The organism is Vibrio sp. JZG10 (assembly GCF_054064075.1).
The window spans coordinates 313,110-327,498 of record NZ_JBSUGE010000002.1 but is presented as its reverse complement, the minus strand read 5'-3'; the positions used below and the strand labels follow the sequence as shown (position 1 = coordinate 327,498).

The 14,389-nt window shown below is 42.4% G+C and carries 14 protein-coding genes; 8 read left to right on the top strand and 6 right to left on the bottom strand.

Features of this window, described 5'->3' with window-relative positions:
• Window positions 1–109 precede the first annotated feature (109 nt).
• Both ACWYVB_RS04005 and ACWYVB_RS04000 read right to left on the bottom strand, forming a co-directional pair.
• Window positions 110–1,414, bottom strand: a complete 1,305-nt coding sequence (locus tag ACWYVB_RS04005; protein WP_005397615.1) for an inosine/guanosine kinase — start codon at window positions 1,412–1,414, stop codon at window positions 110–112.
• Between the two features lie 233 nt (window positions 1,415–1,647).
• Window positions 1,648–2,118 (bottom strand): CreA family protein, encoded by a 471-nt coding sequence (locus tag ACWYVB_RS04000; RefSeq protein ID WP_005397614.1) that lies wholly within the window; start codon window positions 2,116–2,118, stop codon window positions 1,648–1,650.
• A 266-nt stretch (window positions 2,119–2,384) separates the two neighbouring features.
• On the opposite strand from ACWYVB_RS04000, the gene ACWYVB_RS03995 reads away from it, so the two are divergent.
• The gene (locus tag ACWYVB_RS03995; RefSeq protein WP_006742250.1) at window positions 2,385–2,894 is read left to right on the top strand and encodes a hypothetical protein; all 510 of its coding nucleotides are present in this window, start codon (window positions 2,385–2,387) and stop codon (window positions 2,892–2,894) included.
• A gap of 194 nt (window positions 2,895–3,088) precedes the next feature.
• Window positions 3,089–3,757 (top strand): HAD-IA family hydrolase, encoded by a 669-nt coding sequence (locus tag ACWYVB_RS03990; RefSeq protein ID WP_074190646.1) that lies wholly within the window; start codon window positions 3,089–3,091, stop codon window positions 3,755–3,757.
• 428 nt (window positions 3,758–4,185) lie between these two features.
• Here ACWYVB_RS03990 and ACWYVB_RS03985 read toward each other — a convergent pair whose 3' ends face one another.
• Window positions 4,186–5,616 (bottom strand): methyl-accepting chemotaxis protein, encoded by a 1,431-nt coding sequence (locus ACWYVB_RS03985; RefSeq protein WP_457528052.1) that lies wholly within the window; start codon window positions 5,614–5,616, stop codon window positions 4,186–4,188.
• Between the two features lie 567 nt (window positions 5,617–6,183).
• Between ACWYVB_RS03985 and ACWYVB_RS03980 the strand changes: the two genes are divergently transcribed.
• Both ACWYVB_RS03980 and ACWYVB_RS03975 read left to right on the top strand, forming a co-directional pair.
• The gene (locus ACWYVB_RS03980; protein ID WP_170892703.1) at window positions 6,184–6,786 is read left to right on the top strand and encodes an acyl carrier protein phosphodiesterase; all 603 of its coding nucleotides are present in this window, start codon (window positions 6,184–6,186) and stop codon (window positions 6,784–6,786) included.
• Between the two features lie 67 nt (window positions 6,787–6,853).
• Window positions 6,854–8,113: a DEAD/DEAH box helicase gene (locus tag ACWYVB_RS03975; protein ID WP_457528050.1), complete on the top strand. Its 1,260-nt coding sequence runs from the start codon at window positions 6,854–6,856 to the stop codon at window positions 8,111–8,113.
• Window positions 8,114–8,140: 27 nt separating this feature from the next.
• Here ACWYVB_RS03975 and ACWYVB_RS03970 read toward each other — a convergent pair whose 3' ends face one another.
• Window positions 8,141–8,929, bottom strand: coding sequence for an EAL domain-containing protein (locus ACWYVB_RS03970; RefSeq protein ID WP_301568089.1), 789 nt, complete (start codon window positions 8,927–8,929; stop codon window positions 8,141–8,143).
• Between the two features lie 186 nt (window positions 8,930–9,115).
• The gene (locus tag ACWYVB_RS03965; protein ID WP_005395531.1) at window positions 9,116–9,748 is read right to left on the bottom strand and encodes a hypothetical protein; all 633 of its coding nucleotides are present in this window, start codon (window positions 9,746–9,748) and stop codon (window positions 9,116–9,118) included.
• A 186-nt stretch (window positions 9,749–9,934) separates the two neighbouring features.
• On the opposite strand from ACWYVB_RS03965, the gene ACWYVB_RS03960 reads away from it, so the two are divergent.
• From ACWYVB_RS03960 to ACWYVB_RS03950, 3 genes are all read left to right on the top strand, one after another.
• The gene (locus ACWYVB_RS03960) at window positions 9,935–10,177 is read left to right on the top strand and encodes a DUF2164 domain-containing protein (RefSeq protein WP_005395529.1); all 243 of its coding nucleotides are present in this window, start codon (window positions 9,935–9,937) and stop codon (window positions 10,175–10,177) included.
• 174 nt (window positions 10,178–10,351) lie between these two features.
• A complete protein-coding gene (locus tag ACWYVB_RS03955) occupies window positions 10,352–10,891 on the top strand; it encodes a cytochrome b (protein ID WP_012842319.1) in 540 nt (179 codons plus the stop codon).
• The gene (locus ACWYVB_RS03950) at window positions 10,888–11,457 is read left to right on the top strand and encodes a YceI family protein (RefSeq protein ID WP_005395526.1); all 570 of its coding nucleotides are present in this window, start codon (window positions 10,888–10,890) and stop codon (window positions 11,455–11,457) included. The genes ACWYVB_RS03955 and ACWYVB_RS03950 overlap by 4 nt, the downstream gene beginning before the upstream one ends.
• A 138-nt stretch (window positions 11,458–11,595) precedes the next feature.
• On the opposite strand, the gene focA is transcribed toward ACWYVB_RS03950, so the two are convergent.
• Window positions 11,596–13,047 carry a formate transporter FocA gene (gene focA, locus ACWYVB_RS03945; RefSeq protein WP_012842317.1) on the bottom strand — a complete coding sequence of 484 codons (1,452 nt, stop codon included), beginning with the start codon at window positions 13,045–13,047 and terminating at the stop codon, window positions 11,596–11,598.
• 304 nt (window positions 13,048–13,351) lie between these two features.
• On the opposite strand from focA, the gene ACWYVB_RS03940 reads away from it, so the two are divergent.
• Complete coding sequence (locus ACWYVB_RS03940; RefSeq protein WP_005395522.1) at window positions 13,352–14,257, top strand: LysR substrate-binding domain-containing protein; 906 nt, start codon at window positions 13,352–13,354, stop codon at window positions 14,255–14,257.
• Window positions 14,258–14,389: the final 132 nt, after the last annotated feature.

Genomic DNA, 14,389 nt, shown 5'->3' with positions numbered 1-14,389 from the left:
TCTATACTGTGCTACATACTAACAAAATCTACTATTTACTGCGCCAGATCAAAACAAAAAGGCCACCAAATGGTGACCTTGATGTATTTTTAGCTTTAAAGCTGTGATCTTAACGATCCCAGTAAGTTTCTTCTAAGCTATCTTCTCGTTCAGGAAGTGCTCGCGATAGGCGAGGAGAGTGTTGCGTCAACACTTCATAGCTTACTCGGTTTGCATATTTACAGATCTGAGAAAGTGATGAGTAAGTCAAACAGCGTACTTCGTGCTTTTCTGAGTTAGGCACTTCTTTTTGATGGAAAGAGTTTGCAGCCATATCATGCAGTAAAGCAGAAAGCGCCGCATCACCTGCGCCGTTGGTGTTCTTAATCTCTAGTGGACCACCTAGGTAAGGACCAATGTAAGAGTATACCTTCATTGGCTTCTCACAATCTCCTTTACGCATCGCACGACTAAATTCGTATTGGTTAAAGGCTTCAATTGAGCCTTCAAGAATGTCGTGTGTGGTTTCTCGTTTTACTTTTTCGTCGGTGTAACCTGCCATGTATAGGCCATTTGGCCCTGCAGTACATAGAACAAGATCGACCCACTCAAGTGCTTTATCAGCAGCCGCTAGCGGTTCTGTCTCGCCTGTTAATGCGGCGCCTTCTTCTTCATTCATTGCAACAACAGATATGTTCTCGCGAATGTACTCTTGCCACCACTGCGCGTTACCTTCGATAACGTACTTTGTGCCTAAAGTCAGTACAACAGGGACATCGTGCTTCTTGGCAAAGTCGATCGCTTTTTGGACCGCTTTCGGCATTGGATCCTCTTCTTTACCGCGCATTAGGTAAGAAGAAACAACCAGAGCTGATGCTTTCTCAAAGATCTCTTCAGGAATGCTTTCCGGAAGTAGTTGGTTCATGTGACCTTCATTGATAGCAAATGTGCGTTCGCCATCTTGAGAAATCAGGGTATAACAACGACCAATAGGACCATCTACCGTTTGTAGGTGGTTGAGGTTCATGCGTGAAGAGGTGCGGCAAAGGTAACGGTAAGCAAAAGAACCAACTTGAATGTTCTTGGACATCACACCGAGCAAAACGGATTTGCTATCCGCCAATACTGAGTAATTGTGGAGCGTGTTGCCAATCGTGTCACCTGGGTATTGGTGTGTGATTAGGCCTTGCTCAACCAGTTCTTCGTAAAGTGCATCTGCTTTGCTTTCTTCAAGAACGAGTGAATGTCCTTTACTTAGGTTGTATTTTTCTAAAAACGCATCATCTACACGCGCTTCGATATCTACGATGGTTTGACCGACACCAACAATAGTTGGGCGATATAGCTTAGGCGCTTGTCGGATTTGGTTTACTAATGGATCTCGAGCGTGAGTTGGGAAGTAGTGTTTAGATTTACGCTGACCAGGAAACTTCATGCTTGTTCTTGAGTGAGAAAAAAAAAGAGGCGGGATTGTATCACAAAAAAATGAAAATCGTGGCGTTTTATTACAAAGAAGTTTGCCCGCTGAAAAAATCAGCGAGCTGGAGAAATTGCGACCAAGATAGCCTAAATTACTGATGCTTATAGTACTGCAATTGGTCGCTTTTCAGATTGTTGATCGGTTATTCTCTTTAACAACGAGCTTGGAGCTACTCAAAATTAGCTGCGTTACTTTTTCACTTCAGTTGGCTCAACGTAAGCCTTGGTGCCCCAAAGTGGAACCGTCGATAGGCTGTGCTTAAAGCTACCGTCTGTCTCTTTTGTTGTGTAAGACAGGTAGAGTAAGGTTTGGTTGTCTGCATCATAAATTCGGCGAACCTTCATTGTTTTGAAGAAAATACTTTTTGACTTCTTAAATACAATTTCGCCAGACTTACTTTTATCTATTTTTGCAATCATTTCCGGCGTGATTTCGCCAGTCTGACGACATGATATTGAGCTGTCACTTGGATCCGCTAAGCTAAAATCGGCTTCGATAGAAGCTATATGACACGTTACCCCCGTGACTACCTCGTCTTTTAATTCACCTACTTTGATGTCTTTCAAAGTAAACCAACCGAGTCCTACATCAGCAACATCGTTATCTGAACAACCAACCAGCGTAGTAGCAAGCAATGCACTTAACAGCATCTTTTTCATTATTTTTGTCCTTAACTAGGAAAGATATTGATGAAATCTATCAGAGGTTTGCAACTAAAACAAAATTTAGCCAAGGAAAGGTCTACGCACGCTAGGTTTGTTGTGGGCTTCATGCTAATGTACAGCTCTAAACGAAATGATGAGTTAGAGTGACCATACTTTCTCCCAATATGTTTGACTTTATATCGCTTGTCGCTCTGTCTAAGCTTCACTCTATGTGAGAATGAAACACTCTGCACATTTCGTTTTGCAACTAAGGTATCAAAATGAATGAACAACAGTTAGCCAGTATCGAGCGTAAAAATACATGGCTGTATGATCTGGTTGAAGTTGAATTTCCAACACCAGAGAGTCTGAAAGGGCGTGATGTCTATTTCAAAGCACTAGAACAAGCAACCTATCAAGTGGTCGACAAAGACACGCTACTTGAGAGTAATTCTGAATTTAGCTCTGACGATATTTTTCTGGTCGATTTTCACCGACTTACTATCATGTTTTCTGTCCTGCAGTCTCAGCGTTGGGATCAACAGTACGATAAAGATATGATTGTGGAATATCTTACTCAGATAATTCTAACGCCAGATTTTGAATTATATGTTGGTTTTAAATCTGGAGCTCCAATTGGTGCCGCTATTATTAGCCACCTTGAAGGAAACACGCTTATCTCTGATGTCGCGGTTTCTGAATCAAAATACAAGAGTTCGTTTGTGGCGGATCTTGCTAAAAGACTAAGTACCGAACATAAGCTTTTAGATTCGGTGATTATTGAAAGCTAATTTGCGCACTCAAATGCATAAAAAGCAAAGCAAGATGACGATAGGTGATCTTGCTTAGAAAAACTGTAATTGCTCCCCTCTATTTCCATGAAATGCCAAGCTCGTCGTTTCAACAATCCCAAACTTAAATAAGATTAAGCCAACATTTTTAAAATCAGCTAGGGCATTAGCCTTTAAGATGTCTGGAGATGGCTATGGCAATTACCAATATTAAGTGCGTGATATTTGATTGTGATGGTACGTTGGTCGATAGTGAACGATTGTGTTGCCAAGCTCTCGTCAATGTATTTAACCTGCATGGCGCAGAATTAACGATGGAAGAGTGCGTTTCTCATTTTAAAGGAGGAAAGCTCGCTGACATCCTTTTAGATACTAAAGAGCTGAAAGATATCAAAGTCCCTATTGATGTCTTAGAGCCGCAATACCGTGAAGAAGTCCAGTCTCTTTTTGTTCGCAACTTACAGCCGATGGATGGCGCAAAGCGTTTAATTCAGTTTTTGGATTCGCATAATATCGAATATTGTGTCGCGTCCAATGGGCCGAAAGATAAAATAGAATACGCATTGGAGCTAACAGGATTGCTCGATGCTTTCCAAGGGAAAGTGTTCTCTGCATTCGATGCGAATAGTTGGAAGCCTGAACCTGACTTAATTATGTACAGTGCAATGAGCATGGGCTTTTTACCGAGCGACTGTCTTTATATTGATGACACACCTAAAGGCGTAGAAGCGGGATTAAACGCTGGCATTAAAACCGTACAGCTATTTAATGGTGAGGCAATCAATCGTGTTGATGATGAGCGCGTAATTCGCATTCAACATTTAGATGAATTAAAAGAGCAGTTATTTAGCTGCTCTGTTTAATCTCTTAATGGCACATCGTACTTAAGCTATGGATATGTTTAAGTTTGGACTGTAGGTAAGGGGTTTGATGTAGGCATTGGATGGATGAGAAGCTTTTTGTATGAAATCCGCAAGCAGCGCATGTGAATTTCTCTCCATCCGATGAAATGAGATATTCATCCCCCTGGCAGAGAGGGCAACTTAGGTTTTCGATGTCTTTTGTATCTTTGTAATTATTCATATTGTTTTCCAGCAGCAAATTGGAATTGGCAGGATTAAGCATAGCGGAACGCTTTGTTTATGAACATTATTTCATCAGGTACAGCGAGAACTTGAGATTCACTTCAAATATCCACTTGTGTGTAGTAGAAAATATCGACGATAACGGCTGAAAACGGTTTAAAGAAAGGGCTCCTCAGGAGCCCTTGTTGATCATAAATGCTGCAAAGTTATGCTGTGCGGTAGCGTTGTAATACCTCACCAAGAGACACTGACGCCTGAGTGAGATTAGCTACCCCTACGGTAGATTGCTCTGCAACTTCTCTGATTGTACTCGACTGGCTGCGAATTTCTGAAAGCTCAGATGCAATATCGTTGGCGACTGCGCTTTGTTCTTCTGCTGAGGTGGAAATTTGGATACTCATGTCCATCAATGAGCGTGCGGATTCAGCAATGGACGTCACATCATGACCAATTTCATCAATAAGCTGGCTACTGGTTTGCGCTTGTTGAACGGTTCGATCAGTGATTGAAGCAATGTTCTGGCTTTCGGCTTGTAGTTTCTCAATCATGGCTTGAATTTCTACTGTTGCCTGTTGAGTTCGGCTTGCCAATGTACGCACTTCATCAGCAACCACAGCAAATCCACGACCTTGCTCCCCGGCGCGAGCCGCTTCAATTGCCGCATTCAGAGCCAATAGGTTGGTTTGTTCTGAAATGGCATTGATCGTTGTGATAACGTCATTAATCTGCGTCGTGTTTTCATTTAAATTGGTTACTGATGTGGAAGCCTGTTCAATATAGCTGGATAACGTCTCAATTTCTCCAATCACATTTTGCACGCGATTTCTGCTTAGCTCGATCTTTTGAGCATCCTGATCGGATTGCATCGTCGCTTGTTGGGAAATGCTGGATACTTCTTTTGCAGAGGCTGTCATTTCTTCCATTGCTGTCGCGACGGAATCGAGTGTTTGATATTGATGAGATATCTGCGTTTCGCTCAACTGCATATCTTTTTCGAATGCAGAAGATGTCTCACTCAATGTAGCCGCATTATTTTTCACACTGTTAACCAGTTCACTTAAGGTGTCCATAGATTTATCTAACGCGCAACCAATGGTGCCAAACTCGTCTCGGCCAGGATGAAAACCAAGGCGAGAGGTTAAATCACCTTCACCAATTTTTTCGGTTGTCGTATATAAAACCCACAGGGCGCCTCCTATAAAGGTCGCAACCCAGTAAGAGAAAAGGGCAAAAGGAACAACCCATAAAAAGCTGAGTAACAGAGAGGTTAAGGCTGACGACTTTGCAGATTCGTATTGCGCGGATACGTTTTGAGTCAACTTAATCACTTCGCCAGAATGCAACTTTGCATAAGCGGTGACAGAGCCATCAACAAAAGAGCTCTCGCTTACGCGACTTGATTTCGATACGCCGTCAATTTGTGGAACATGACCTGGTTGAGCGTCAACAATACCAGAAAGTTTCGCTTCGCTAGCAGAAATCGCTTGTTGTTTAAATTGTTGTATTTCATTGAAGTAGCGGCTTCCAGCCACAGAAGTGAGGGCTACTAAAAACAGCAGGAATATAACCCATATTTTGTCGTTGATAGACATCTTGATAAACAGCCTGTCTATCGTTCTAAACTCAACTTCTCTCATTTAAAGCTCCATTAGAGATAAAAGATATTGACCAAATCTATTGCTATATCGAAACAAAATATGCGAAGTTAATCAGCAAAATATGTAACGAAAACTAAATTTAGTTTAAGAAATGAGATCTAAGGACGCCTATAACGGTATGTTATATCTTTAAATTGACATAAATATTGATAAAGAGCTATTTCTCTGTAGTGCTAAGTAGATATGAAATCTGGTTGCAAACGTTTACTTTTGATTCTGCTCATAGGTTTTTAAATCTTTACTTCTCGCTGTCATGAATGTGTCATATAAAGACTATAAAAAGGAGTTGTTGACGTGGATATGGCAAGGCCAAGCCGTCAGCAAGTACAAGCAAGAGAGCTTAAAATAAAGGAGGTCACAATGAGCGACCAATACCAAAACGATGAGAGCCTAGAGCTGCTAGATGCGCTTGAAATTGGCATTATCTTGTCGGAATACGTTGGCTCAGACAACGAAGCCGAATAGCGGAACACTCTCATCTCGTCGTAATTGACGTTATACTAAGTTCATGTCACACCAAGCCTTAAAGGCCAAAACTGGCGTCGGATGAACTTTCTAGCCCACCTGCATATCGCAGACCACTGTAACAGCCATTTATTGGGAAACTTGCTTGGAGACTTCGTAAAAGGAGATCCAAGCAAGCTGTATGAACGTGATATCTCGAACGGCATTAAATTACATAGATTTGTTGACCGCATTACCGATCACCATCCTATTGTTAACGAATGCAAACCTCACTTCAAAGGTACTGCGCGGCGCTTTGCCCCTATCGCTCTCGATATGTTCTGGGACCATTGTCTCGCAAAACACTGGAACGACTTTTATGCCGTATCTCTCGAACACTTTGTCGACTCGGCATACGAGCGGGTAAACCGTGACGTTGATGAACATTTGCCATCGCGTTTTTTGGTGCTCCACAGCCGGATGTGGCACGGTCGATGGCTTCAGTCATACCAAGACCTGGATAATATCGAATTTGCATTACATCGAATGTCGCAAAGAAGCCCGAGAATGGCTGACCTTACTACAACATTTAAAGTGATTGAGAGTGATTACACAGAATTGGAAGAGAAGTTCTCGACACTCTATCGAGACGTTTTACGCCAGTCGTATGATTTTCAGCAACATCTTATTGATTCAGCCCAATGAGATAGAAAAGTAGTATGGCTATTGGGGCTCTGGTAAACTCTGCGCTCCAAAAATAATGAGGTTACACATGTCTGTTAATTTTGCTGACTTAGGCATTGAACAAAAGCTAATCGAGACGCTAAGCAATCTAAATATCGTGACACCAACACCAGTGCAAGAAAAGTCTATTCCACATGTCCTTGAAGGAAAGAACTTACTTGCTGCTGCACAAACTGGTACGGGGAAAACAGCTGCGTTTGGTTTACCTATTATACAAACCGTTCAGCAAAAGAAACTCAACGGTACGCCTCAAGCATTGGTTTTGGTTCCAACACGCGAGCTTGCGCAGCAGGTATTTGATAATTTGAATCAGTACTCTGCACAAACCGAACTTCGCATTGTGTGTGTTTATGGTGGTACAAGCATTGGCGTACAAAAGAGGAAGTTAGAAGAGGGCGTTGATATTTTGATTGTAACACCAGGCCGCCTTTTGGATCATCTGTTTAATGGCAACGTAAACATCTCCAAAACCAGTATGCTCGTTCTAGACGAAGCCGACCGTATGTTAGATATGGGATTCTGGCCTGACTTGCAACGCATCTTCCGACGTTTACCCGCCGAAAAACAGATCCTGTTGTTCTCTGCGACATTTGAAAAGCGAATCAAGACTATTGCGTACAAACTCATGGAATCGCCGGTTGAAGTTGAAGTGTCACCAGCAAACACGACGGCTGAAACGGTAAAACAGATGGTTTATCCAGTAGACAAAAAGCGTAAACGTGAATTATTGGCGTACTTGATTGGCTCGCGCAATTGGCAGCAAGTGCTTGTATTTACAAAAACTAAGCAAGGTAGCGATGAGCTAGCAAAAGAGCTTAAGTTAGATGGCATAAAAGCGGTTTCAATTAACGGGGATAAGTCACAGGGTGCGCGTCAAAGAGCGTTGGATGAGTTCAAACAAGGTAAGGTGCGTGCGTTGATTGCGACAGATGTAGCTGCACGAGGACTGGATATTCAAGAGTTAGAGCAAGTGGTGAACTTTGATATGCCATTTAAAGCCGAAGATTATGTCCACCGTATAGGCCGTACTGGCCGTGCAGGAAAGTCAGGTTTAGCTATCTCTCTAATGAGTCGGGAAGAAGAATATTTATTGCATGCTATCGAGAATTTGCTTGATCAACGCCTACCGCAAGAATGGTTGGCAGGCTTCGAGCCAAGCCTTATAGAAGAAGTCGAGCCTGAGAAAAATGGTAATGGACGCCGTCGAAGCCGTTCATCAGAGAAGCGTAAGCTAAAAGCAAAATTAGCGATTCATAAGAACCGTGGTAAATCACGTAACTCTCGCTAAACCGCACAAACTTTTGTTCTTACATAGTCAGGCTGTTTTTGCCTCTTCATAAACGTCTAACGTTTGCGGGATAGCGAGTAGGTATCCTTGATACATATCGAAACCGAGTTTTTTCATTAAGTTAAGTTGATGCTCGGTTTCAATTCCTTCGATAACGGTTTTAGAATGCAACGTTCTTGCTAGTGATAATGCATCGACTAGAGCTTTCCAGTCACCATTTTCGTATCTCAGCATTAACGAGCGATCCATTTTTATTATGTCCGGACGAACGCCTTTCACTCGTTCAATTGTCGATGCATTGACGCCATAATCGTCGATCGCCAATTTAAACCCGCCTTGGCTTAATTCACGAGCTGCTTGCGACAAAGAGAACTCGTCTTCTACGTTCAACTCAAGCAACTCCATGACGATTTGTTCATTTACTAAATGAGATTGATAAATGGTTTGTTTTAGCAGCCTATTGTACGTGATGTCTCTGGCTAGTATTTTTGCTGCTTCTGGTAATACATTAAGAAACAGTTGTTTATTGTGAAAGTGAGATTGGGCAAAGTTTTTGATATGAATTAGGCGACTTAAGCGTTCGACATTGAGTAGGTCTTGAGCGGCAATGGTTTTTGATTGGAAAAACTGATCTGGCCTGATCATGGTACCATTAGCATTGGTAATTCTTACTAGTGCCTCAAGTCCAACGATAGAAATATCTTTTTTATATATAGGTTGAAAGACACTTCGAAGAGTGAGCTTTGTGTATTTCGCAATGTATTGCCCGTCGGCTTGTTTGCGGATGCAACTAAGGAGTTGCGAGGTGCTCATCATTGTTACAACAACCTAAGTCAATGCTTCTACATCAGCGCTATCGCGCTAACTTTTTATTTCATTGGCAGTGAATCTAAGTGGGCTCATGAACTCAAGCAAGAACGATGGTAAGACATGATTAGATTTGTCGAGTGATATCAAACAAATTGATGAAATGACTGACAATCTTCCTATTGCAATTTGATGTTACCATTGTAGTACTGCATACAGTTGTAAGTATTTTCTGACCAACTGTTGTTTGTTCGAGCGACGCAAAGGATGACCAAACTTAATGTAACAAGGGCTAATGCCAAATCGAGTGTCTAACGATTGCGTGAGCTGCGATTCGCTGGTGTACAGCGTGATGCCTTGCTCCGTGTATTCGTTGATCTGATCGGGCAGTTCTCCCATCCACCAATGAAGCAACTCTCGGCTCGTTTTGCTGCGACTGATCCAGTGATCACAAACTAAAAAGAGTAGATCATTCGGTTGCAGCGCATAACCGTATTCGCTTTGCCATTCCGTAATTGATGAGAGTAAGTTCTCTCGACAAGATTTTCCCGCACTGACCATATGGTGACTCAGGACCCAAACCGTGCCTATTTCAGATGAAATACGGTAGTGATGAGGCAGGTCCGGAGTATTTAAAACTTCAATTGGTTTTACCACGCTGTTGTATCCGAAGTGACGGAAAGTGTGTTCCATTCTTCTTGAAAACGCGAGACCAAGATGATGCTCACTCATGCCTTGGTTATGTACCGCAGGGTAATGCTTTTCACACAGCTTAAGACAGTCGTCTTGAAAATCATTAACACTTTGAATCACTAGGTCGAGTAGCAAAGAATATCCCTTAATAATTAACAAAACGAACTGCAAAAGGTTAGCATAGTCTTTTGAGAATAGACTAATTTACTTCGGCAACTTCTTGATCTAAACACCAAATTTCTCACAAATGATCGCGCCTACTCTTTAAGAGAGCAAGACGATAGAAGCACACATAGAACAAAATTCTGAAAAAGGGCAAAGATGATAAAGTTAGAACGTGCACAAAAAGAAACGCTGGCAACCGCCATTCAAGATTATATGCAGGACGAGCTAGATGTTGAGATTGGCCAGTTCGATAGTGAATTTCTTATTGATTTCATTACAGAAAAACTAGGGCCAATTTATTACAACAAGGGGGTGGAAGATGCAAAATCACTGGTTGAACGTAGAATGTTAGAAGTGTCCGAAGAGCTGTATGAGATAGAACAAGAAGTTAAGCTGTAAGTTTCAGTTTTATAAACGATTTAAAGTTCCTTCAAAAAATTCGAACAACTTGATAGATACGGTGCCATTGGCTGGATGTAAATGATGGTAAATAATCTGTTTCATATGACGTAAATAGGTTAATGTAGTGTTTCTTGCTCAACATTAACTTAGGAATATATCTAGGAACTTGAGATGGATACACTGGTAAAGAATTACAACCTTACTGCACGCGTGATGCACTGGTTATCTGCGCTGTGCATTATTGGTCTATTTGCAGTGGGTTTGTGGATGGTCGACCTTAGCTATTACAGCGAATGGTATCGAACTGCGCCACATTACCATCGCTCTGTCGGTATTTTACTCGCTATTTTAACTTTGGCACGCATTGTATGGAAACATGTTACGGCGTCACCAAAGGTAGAAGGCAAACCTTACGAAGTGCTTGCTGCTAAAGCAGCTCATGGTGTTATGTACCTACTATTGGTCACCATCTTTGTTTCAGGTTACCTCATTTCAACGTCTGATGGACGCGGTATCGAAGTGTTTAATTGGTTTACCGTGCCAGGAGCGGGAGAGTTATTCCCAGGACAATCAGACATAGCGGGTGAAATTCACTTCTACGCAGCTTGGGCCGTCATCCTGATAGCAGGTTTGCACGCTATTGCTGCGCTAAAACACCACTTTATCGATAAAGACAACACATTAAGAAAAATGTTAGGAGCTTCAAAATGAAAAAGTCACTCTTCGCTACAGGATTAGCTATCGCTATGGCACTACCATTTGGTGCGCAAGCTGCAGATTATGTCATCGATACCAAAGGTGCTCACGCTTCAATTAACTTTAAAGTTAGTCACTTGGGTTACAGCTTCATCAAAGGTCGTTTCAATACATTTTCTGGTGACTTTTCTTTTGATGAGAACAACATTGCTGATTCAAAAGTGAATGTTGTTGTTGATACAACTAGCTTAGACTCCAACCACGCTGAACGTGACAAGCACATTCGTAGTGGTGACTTCATTGATGCTGGTAAATACAGCGAAGCGACCTTTAAAAGCACAAAAGTGGTTGATAAAGGCAATGGCAAGCTAGATGTAACTGGTGATCTAACGCTACACGGTGTTACTAAGCCTATTACTATCGAAGCTGAATTTGTTGGCGCAGGTAGTGACCCATGGGGTGGTGAGCGCGCTGGCTTCGTTGGTAACACTCGCCTCGAGCTTGCTGACTTTGATATCCCAGTAATGGGTGCTTCAAGCTATGTTGATATGGAACTTCATATCGAAGGCGTTAAGAAGTAACGAACTTCTTTTAGATACAGTAAAAGCGCTCTTCAACGGAAGAGCGCTTTTTTATTACCTCAATCACAATCGACAACATTGGCAAGCCAGTCAGTGACAGCGATTGAAAGCCAACAGACGTTGCAAGCGTTTAATGAATTACGCTGTTTCTAACTCGTTTTTTTCTACTAGGTTTAAACGCTCACCAAAAATCGGGCGTAGTGCTTTTAATACTTCAGTACGAGTAACAACACCGACCATCTGGCCATTTTCAAGTACAGGAAGTACTTGTGGCTTGCTCACTTTGATGCTTTTTGCGCGTTCTTCTAAAGATAGAGACGTCATGCGAGTGGCGATGCCCATGCTGCTCGTTGGGTACAACTGCTCTTTATCGATACATAGGAATTCGACAACATCAACGAGACGATCACCAGCATCAATTGCGACCACATCGCGGCTCATGATGTCGACGACTTTTTGGTCTTTCACCGGAATGTAGTCCTCACACCATAGTTCTACCATCACATCGTGAGCAGAGAAGAAACCAACCAATCGATTTTGTACGTCTACAACAGGTGCGCTAGTTACGTTGTTATCAAGTAGCACATCCAGTGCGATTGCTATCGGTGTTTCTGCACTGATGGTAACTGGTTTTGGGTTCATAATATCTTTAACAAAAGATGCGTTTTTCATGGTGAAATCCTTAACTGACGAGAGTGTTGTAGTCGTTGTGATAGAAGATATATTCGCTGCTTTTAGTTCTGGTCGGCGAAAAATACACCAGTTTGCAAGACCAACTAAAACCGCTCCGCCGACGATGTTGCCAAGCGTGACAGGAATTAAGTTAGCGGTAATAAAGTGCCCAATATTTAAGTCTGCGTACTGTGAAGCGGGCACACCGACGGAGGCCCAAAAAGACTCAGGTGCAAAGTTCGCGATAACAATGCCAAGTGGAACCATAAACATGTTCGCGACACAGTGTTCAAAGCCACTGCTGACAAACATGGCCACAGGCATGATTGTCATTGCTGCTTTTGTCATTGCATTTGCAGAGCTAAACGTTAACCAAATCGCGAGGCAGACCAATAGGTTACAAAGGATACCGAGCGCAAACGCCTGAATGAGAGTGTGATGAAGCTTGTGCTGCGCGATGTTAAGCGCATTTAACCCCCATTGACCGCTATCCATTTGATAAAGACCAGCTGCAGTAACTAGCGCAAGTAGGAACATTGCACCAATGAAATTGCCAACGTAAACCTTGCCCCAAATAGAAAGCATTTTTCCGAACGAGATTTGCTTATTGGCCCATGAGATACTGGAAAGAACTGAGCTGGTAAATAGTTCACCACCGCAGATCACGATGAGGATCAAGCCCATACTAAATGCTAATCCGCCAGCAAGACGGCTTAAGCCCCAACCAGCGCCAGCGCTGCCAGTAGTCACCGTGATGTAAAACAAGAACGCCAATCCAATGAACGCGCCCGCCATGATGGCAAGACTCAGTGTCATACTGCTGGTTTTGTTTGCTTTACTTAACGCAAATTTTTCCGCTTCAGCCATCATTTCTTTTGGAGAAAAGTACTGGTGATTTTGAGAGCTGGTCACCGCCATATTGACTCCTTAATTTGTAATCGCATAAAAATTCCTTGGTTATTAACTCAAAAATGAAATTGTTGTTTTTATTTAGAAGCCTCAATGACTTCAGTCTCAAAGTCATTGAGGCTTGCGGTGTTCCCGAACCGCACAGTCAGAATAAGGAGAAGGGTTTGGTAGGTAAAATTGATAATATTTAGAAACCTCATCAAATTAATTGATAACTTTATGCGGCTAGGTAAAATGAACTCTATTGCTTATTGGGGCATGTTTTTAACGATTGTGAGGGTATGAAAAATACTCACCAATAATGGAGGACACTTTGCGCTACTCACTTAAGCAATTAGCGGTTTTTGACGCAGTTGCAGATACCGGCAGTGTAAGCCAGGCCGCAGAGAAACTGGCTTTGACACAATCAGCGACAAGTATGTCGCTTGCGCAATTAGAAAAAATGCTTGGCAGGCCTTTATTTGAGAGGCAGGGCAAGCAAATGGCGTTAACCCATTGGGGTATGTGGTTACGACCAAAAGCAAAACGCTTATTACAAGACGCACTGCAGATTGAAATGGGCTTTTATGAGCAACATTTGTTAAGCGGTGAGATTCGCATGGGCGCGAGTCAAACTCCGGCAGAGCATCTGGTTCCAGACCTTATCAGTATCATTGATAATGACTTTCCAGAAATGCGTATTTCCCTTGGTGTGCAGAGTACAAAAGGGGTTATTGATGGCGTATTAGATTATAAATATGACTTAGGGATCATCGAGGGGCGTTGTGACGATAACCGTTTGCACCAAGAAGTCTGGTGCCGAGACCATCTTACTGTTGTCGCTGCATCTCATCATCCTTTTGCTCGCAATCAATCTGTAAGCCTCGCGCAGTTAGAACAAGCGAAGTGGGTGTTGAGAGAGCATGGCTCTGGCACACGAAAAACATTTGATAGCTCTATTCATCATCTAATTGAAGATTTGGATGTGTGGCGAGAGTACGAGCACGTTCCGGTGTTACGCAGCTTAGTTGCTAACGGCCAGTACCTTACTTGTTTACCGTATTTAGATGTAGAGCGATATATAGAAGCGGGTCATCTTGTTGCGTTAAATGTGCCCGAGCTAAAAATGGAAAGGACACTGTCATTTATATGGCGAGCTGATATGGCAGAAAACCCACTAGTCGACTGCATTAAACGAGAAGGTCTGCGAATGATGAAAGGTAAGCCTTCGGTATTGTAAGTTACCACTCAAATAAGCTCTAGAAGTACAGCAATGCCACTCGCTTAATTGGGAGTGGCATATTTCTATGTACAGTATACTGAACTTCGAAGAACAAGCGTGATTCAGGAGCTTTTATGCACTCACTTGGTG

Excerpts from the sequence above, each read along its gene's own strand:
- ACWYVB_RS04005 (WP_005397615.1), bottom strand. The coding sequence starts at position 1,414 with ATGAAGTTTCCTGGTCAGCGTAAATCTAAACACTACTTCCCAACTCAC.
- ACWYVB_RS04000 (WP_005397614.1), bottom strand. The coding sequence starts at position 2,118 with ATGAAAAAGATGCTGTTAAGTGCATTGCTTGCTACTACGCTGGTTGGT.
- ACWYVB_RS03995 (WP_006742250.1), top strand. The coding sequence starts at position 2,385 with ATGAATGAACAACAGTTAGCCAGTATCGAGCGTAAAAATACATGGCTG.
- ACWYVB_RS03990 (WP_074190646.1), top strand. The coding sequence starts at position 3,089 with ATGGCAATTACCAATATTAAGTGCGTGATATTTGATTGTGATGGTACG.
- ACWYVB_RS03985 (WP_457528052.1), bottom strand. The coding sequence starts at position 5,616 with ATGAGAGAAGTTGAGTTTAGAACGATAGACAGGCTGTTTATCAAGATG.
- ACWYVB_RS03980 (WP_170892703.1), top strand. The coding sequence starts at position 6,184 with ATGAACTTTCTAGCCCACCTGCATATCGCAGACCACTGTAACAGCCAT.
- ACWYVB_RS03975 (WP_457528050.1), top strand. The coding sequence starts at position 6,854 with ATGTCTGTTAATTTTGCTGACTTAGGCATTGAACAAAAGCTAATCGAG.
- ACWYVB_RS03970 (WP_301568089.1), bottom strand. The coding sequence starts at position 8,929 with ATGATGAGCACCTCGCAACTCCTTAGTTGCATCCGCAAACAAGCCGAC.
- ACWYVB_RS03960 (WP_005395529.1), top strand. The coding sequence starts at position 9,935 with ATGATAAAGTTAGAACGTGCACAAAAAGAAACGCTGGCAACCGCCATT.
- ACWYVB_RS03955 (WP_012842319.1), top strand. The coding sequence starts at position 10,352 with ATGGATACACTGGTAAAGAATTACAACCTTACTGCACGCGTGATGCAC.
- ACWYVB_RS03950 (WP_005395526.1), top strand. The coding sequence starts at position 10,888 with ATGAAAAAGTCACTCTTCGCTACAGGATTAGCTATCGCTATGGCACTA.
- focA (WP_012842317.1), bottom strand. The coding sequence starts at position 13,047 with ATGGCGGTGACCAGCTCTCAAAATCACCAGTACTTTTCTCCAAAAGAA.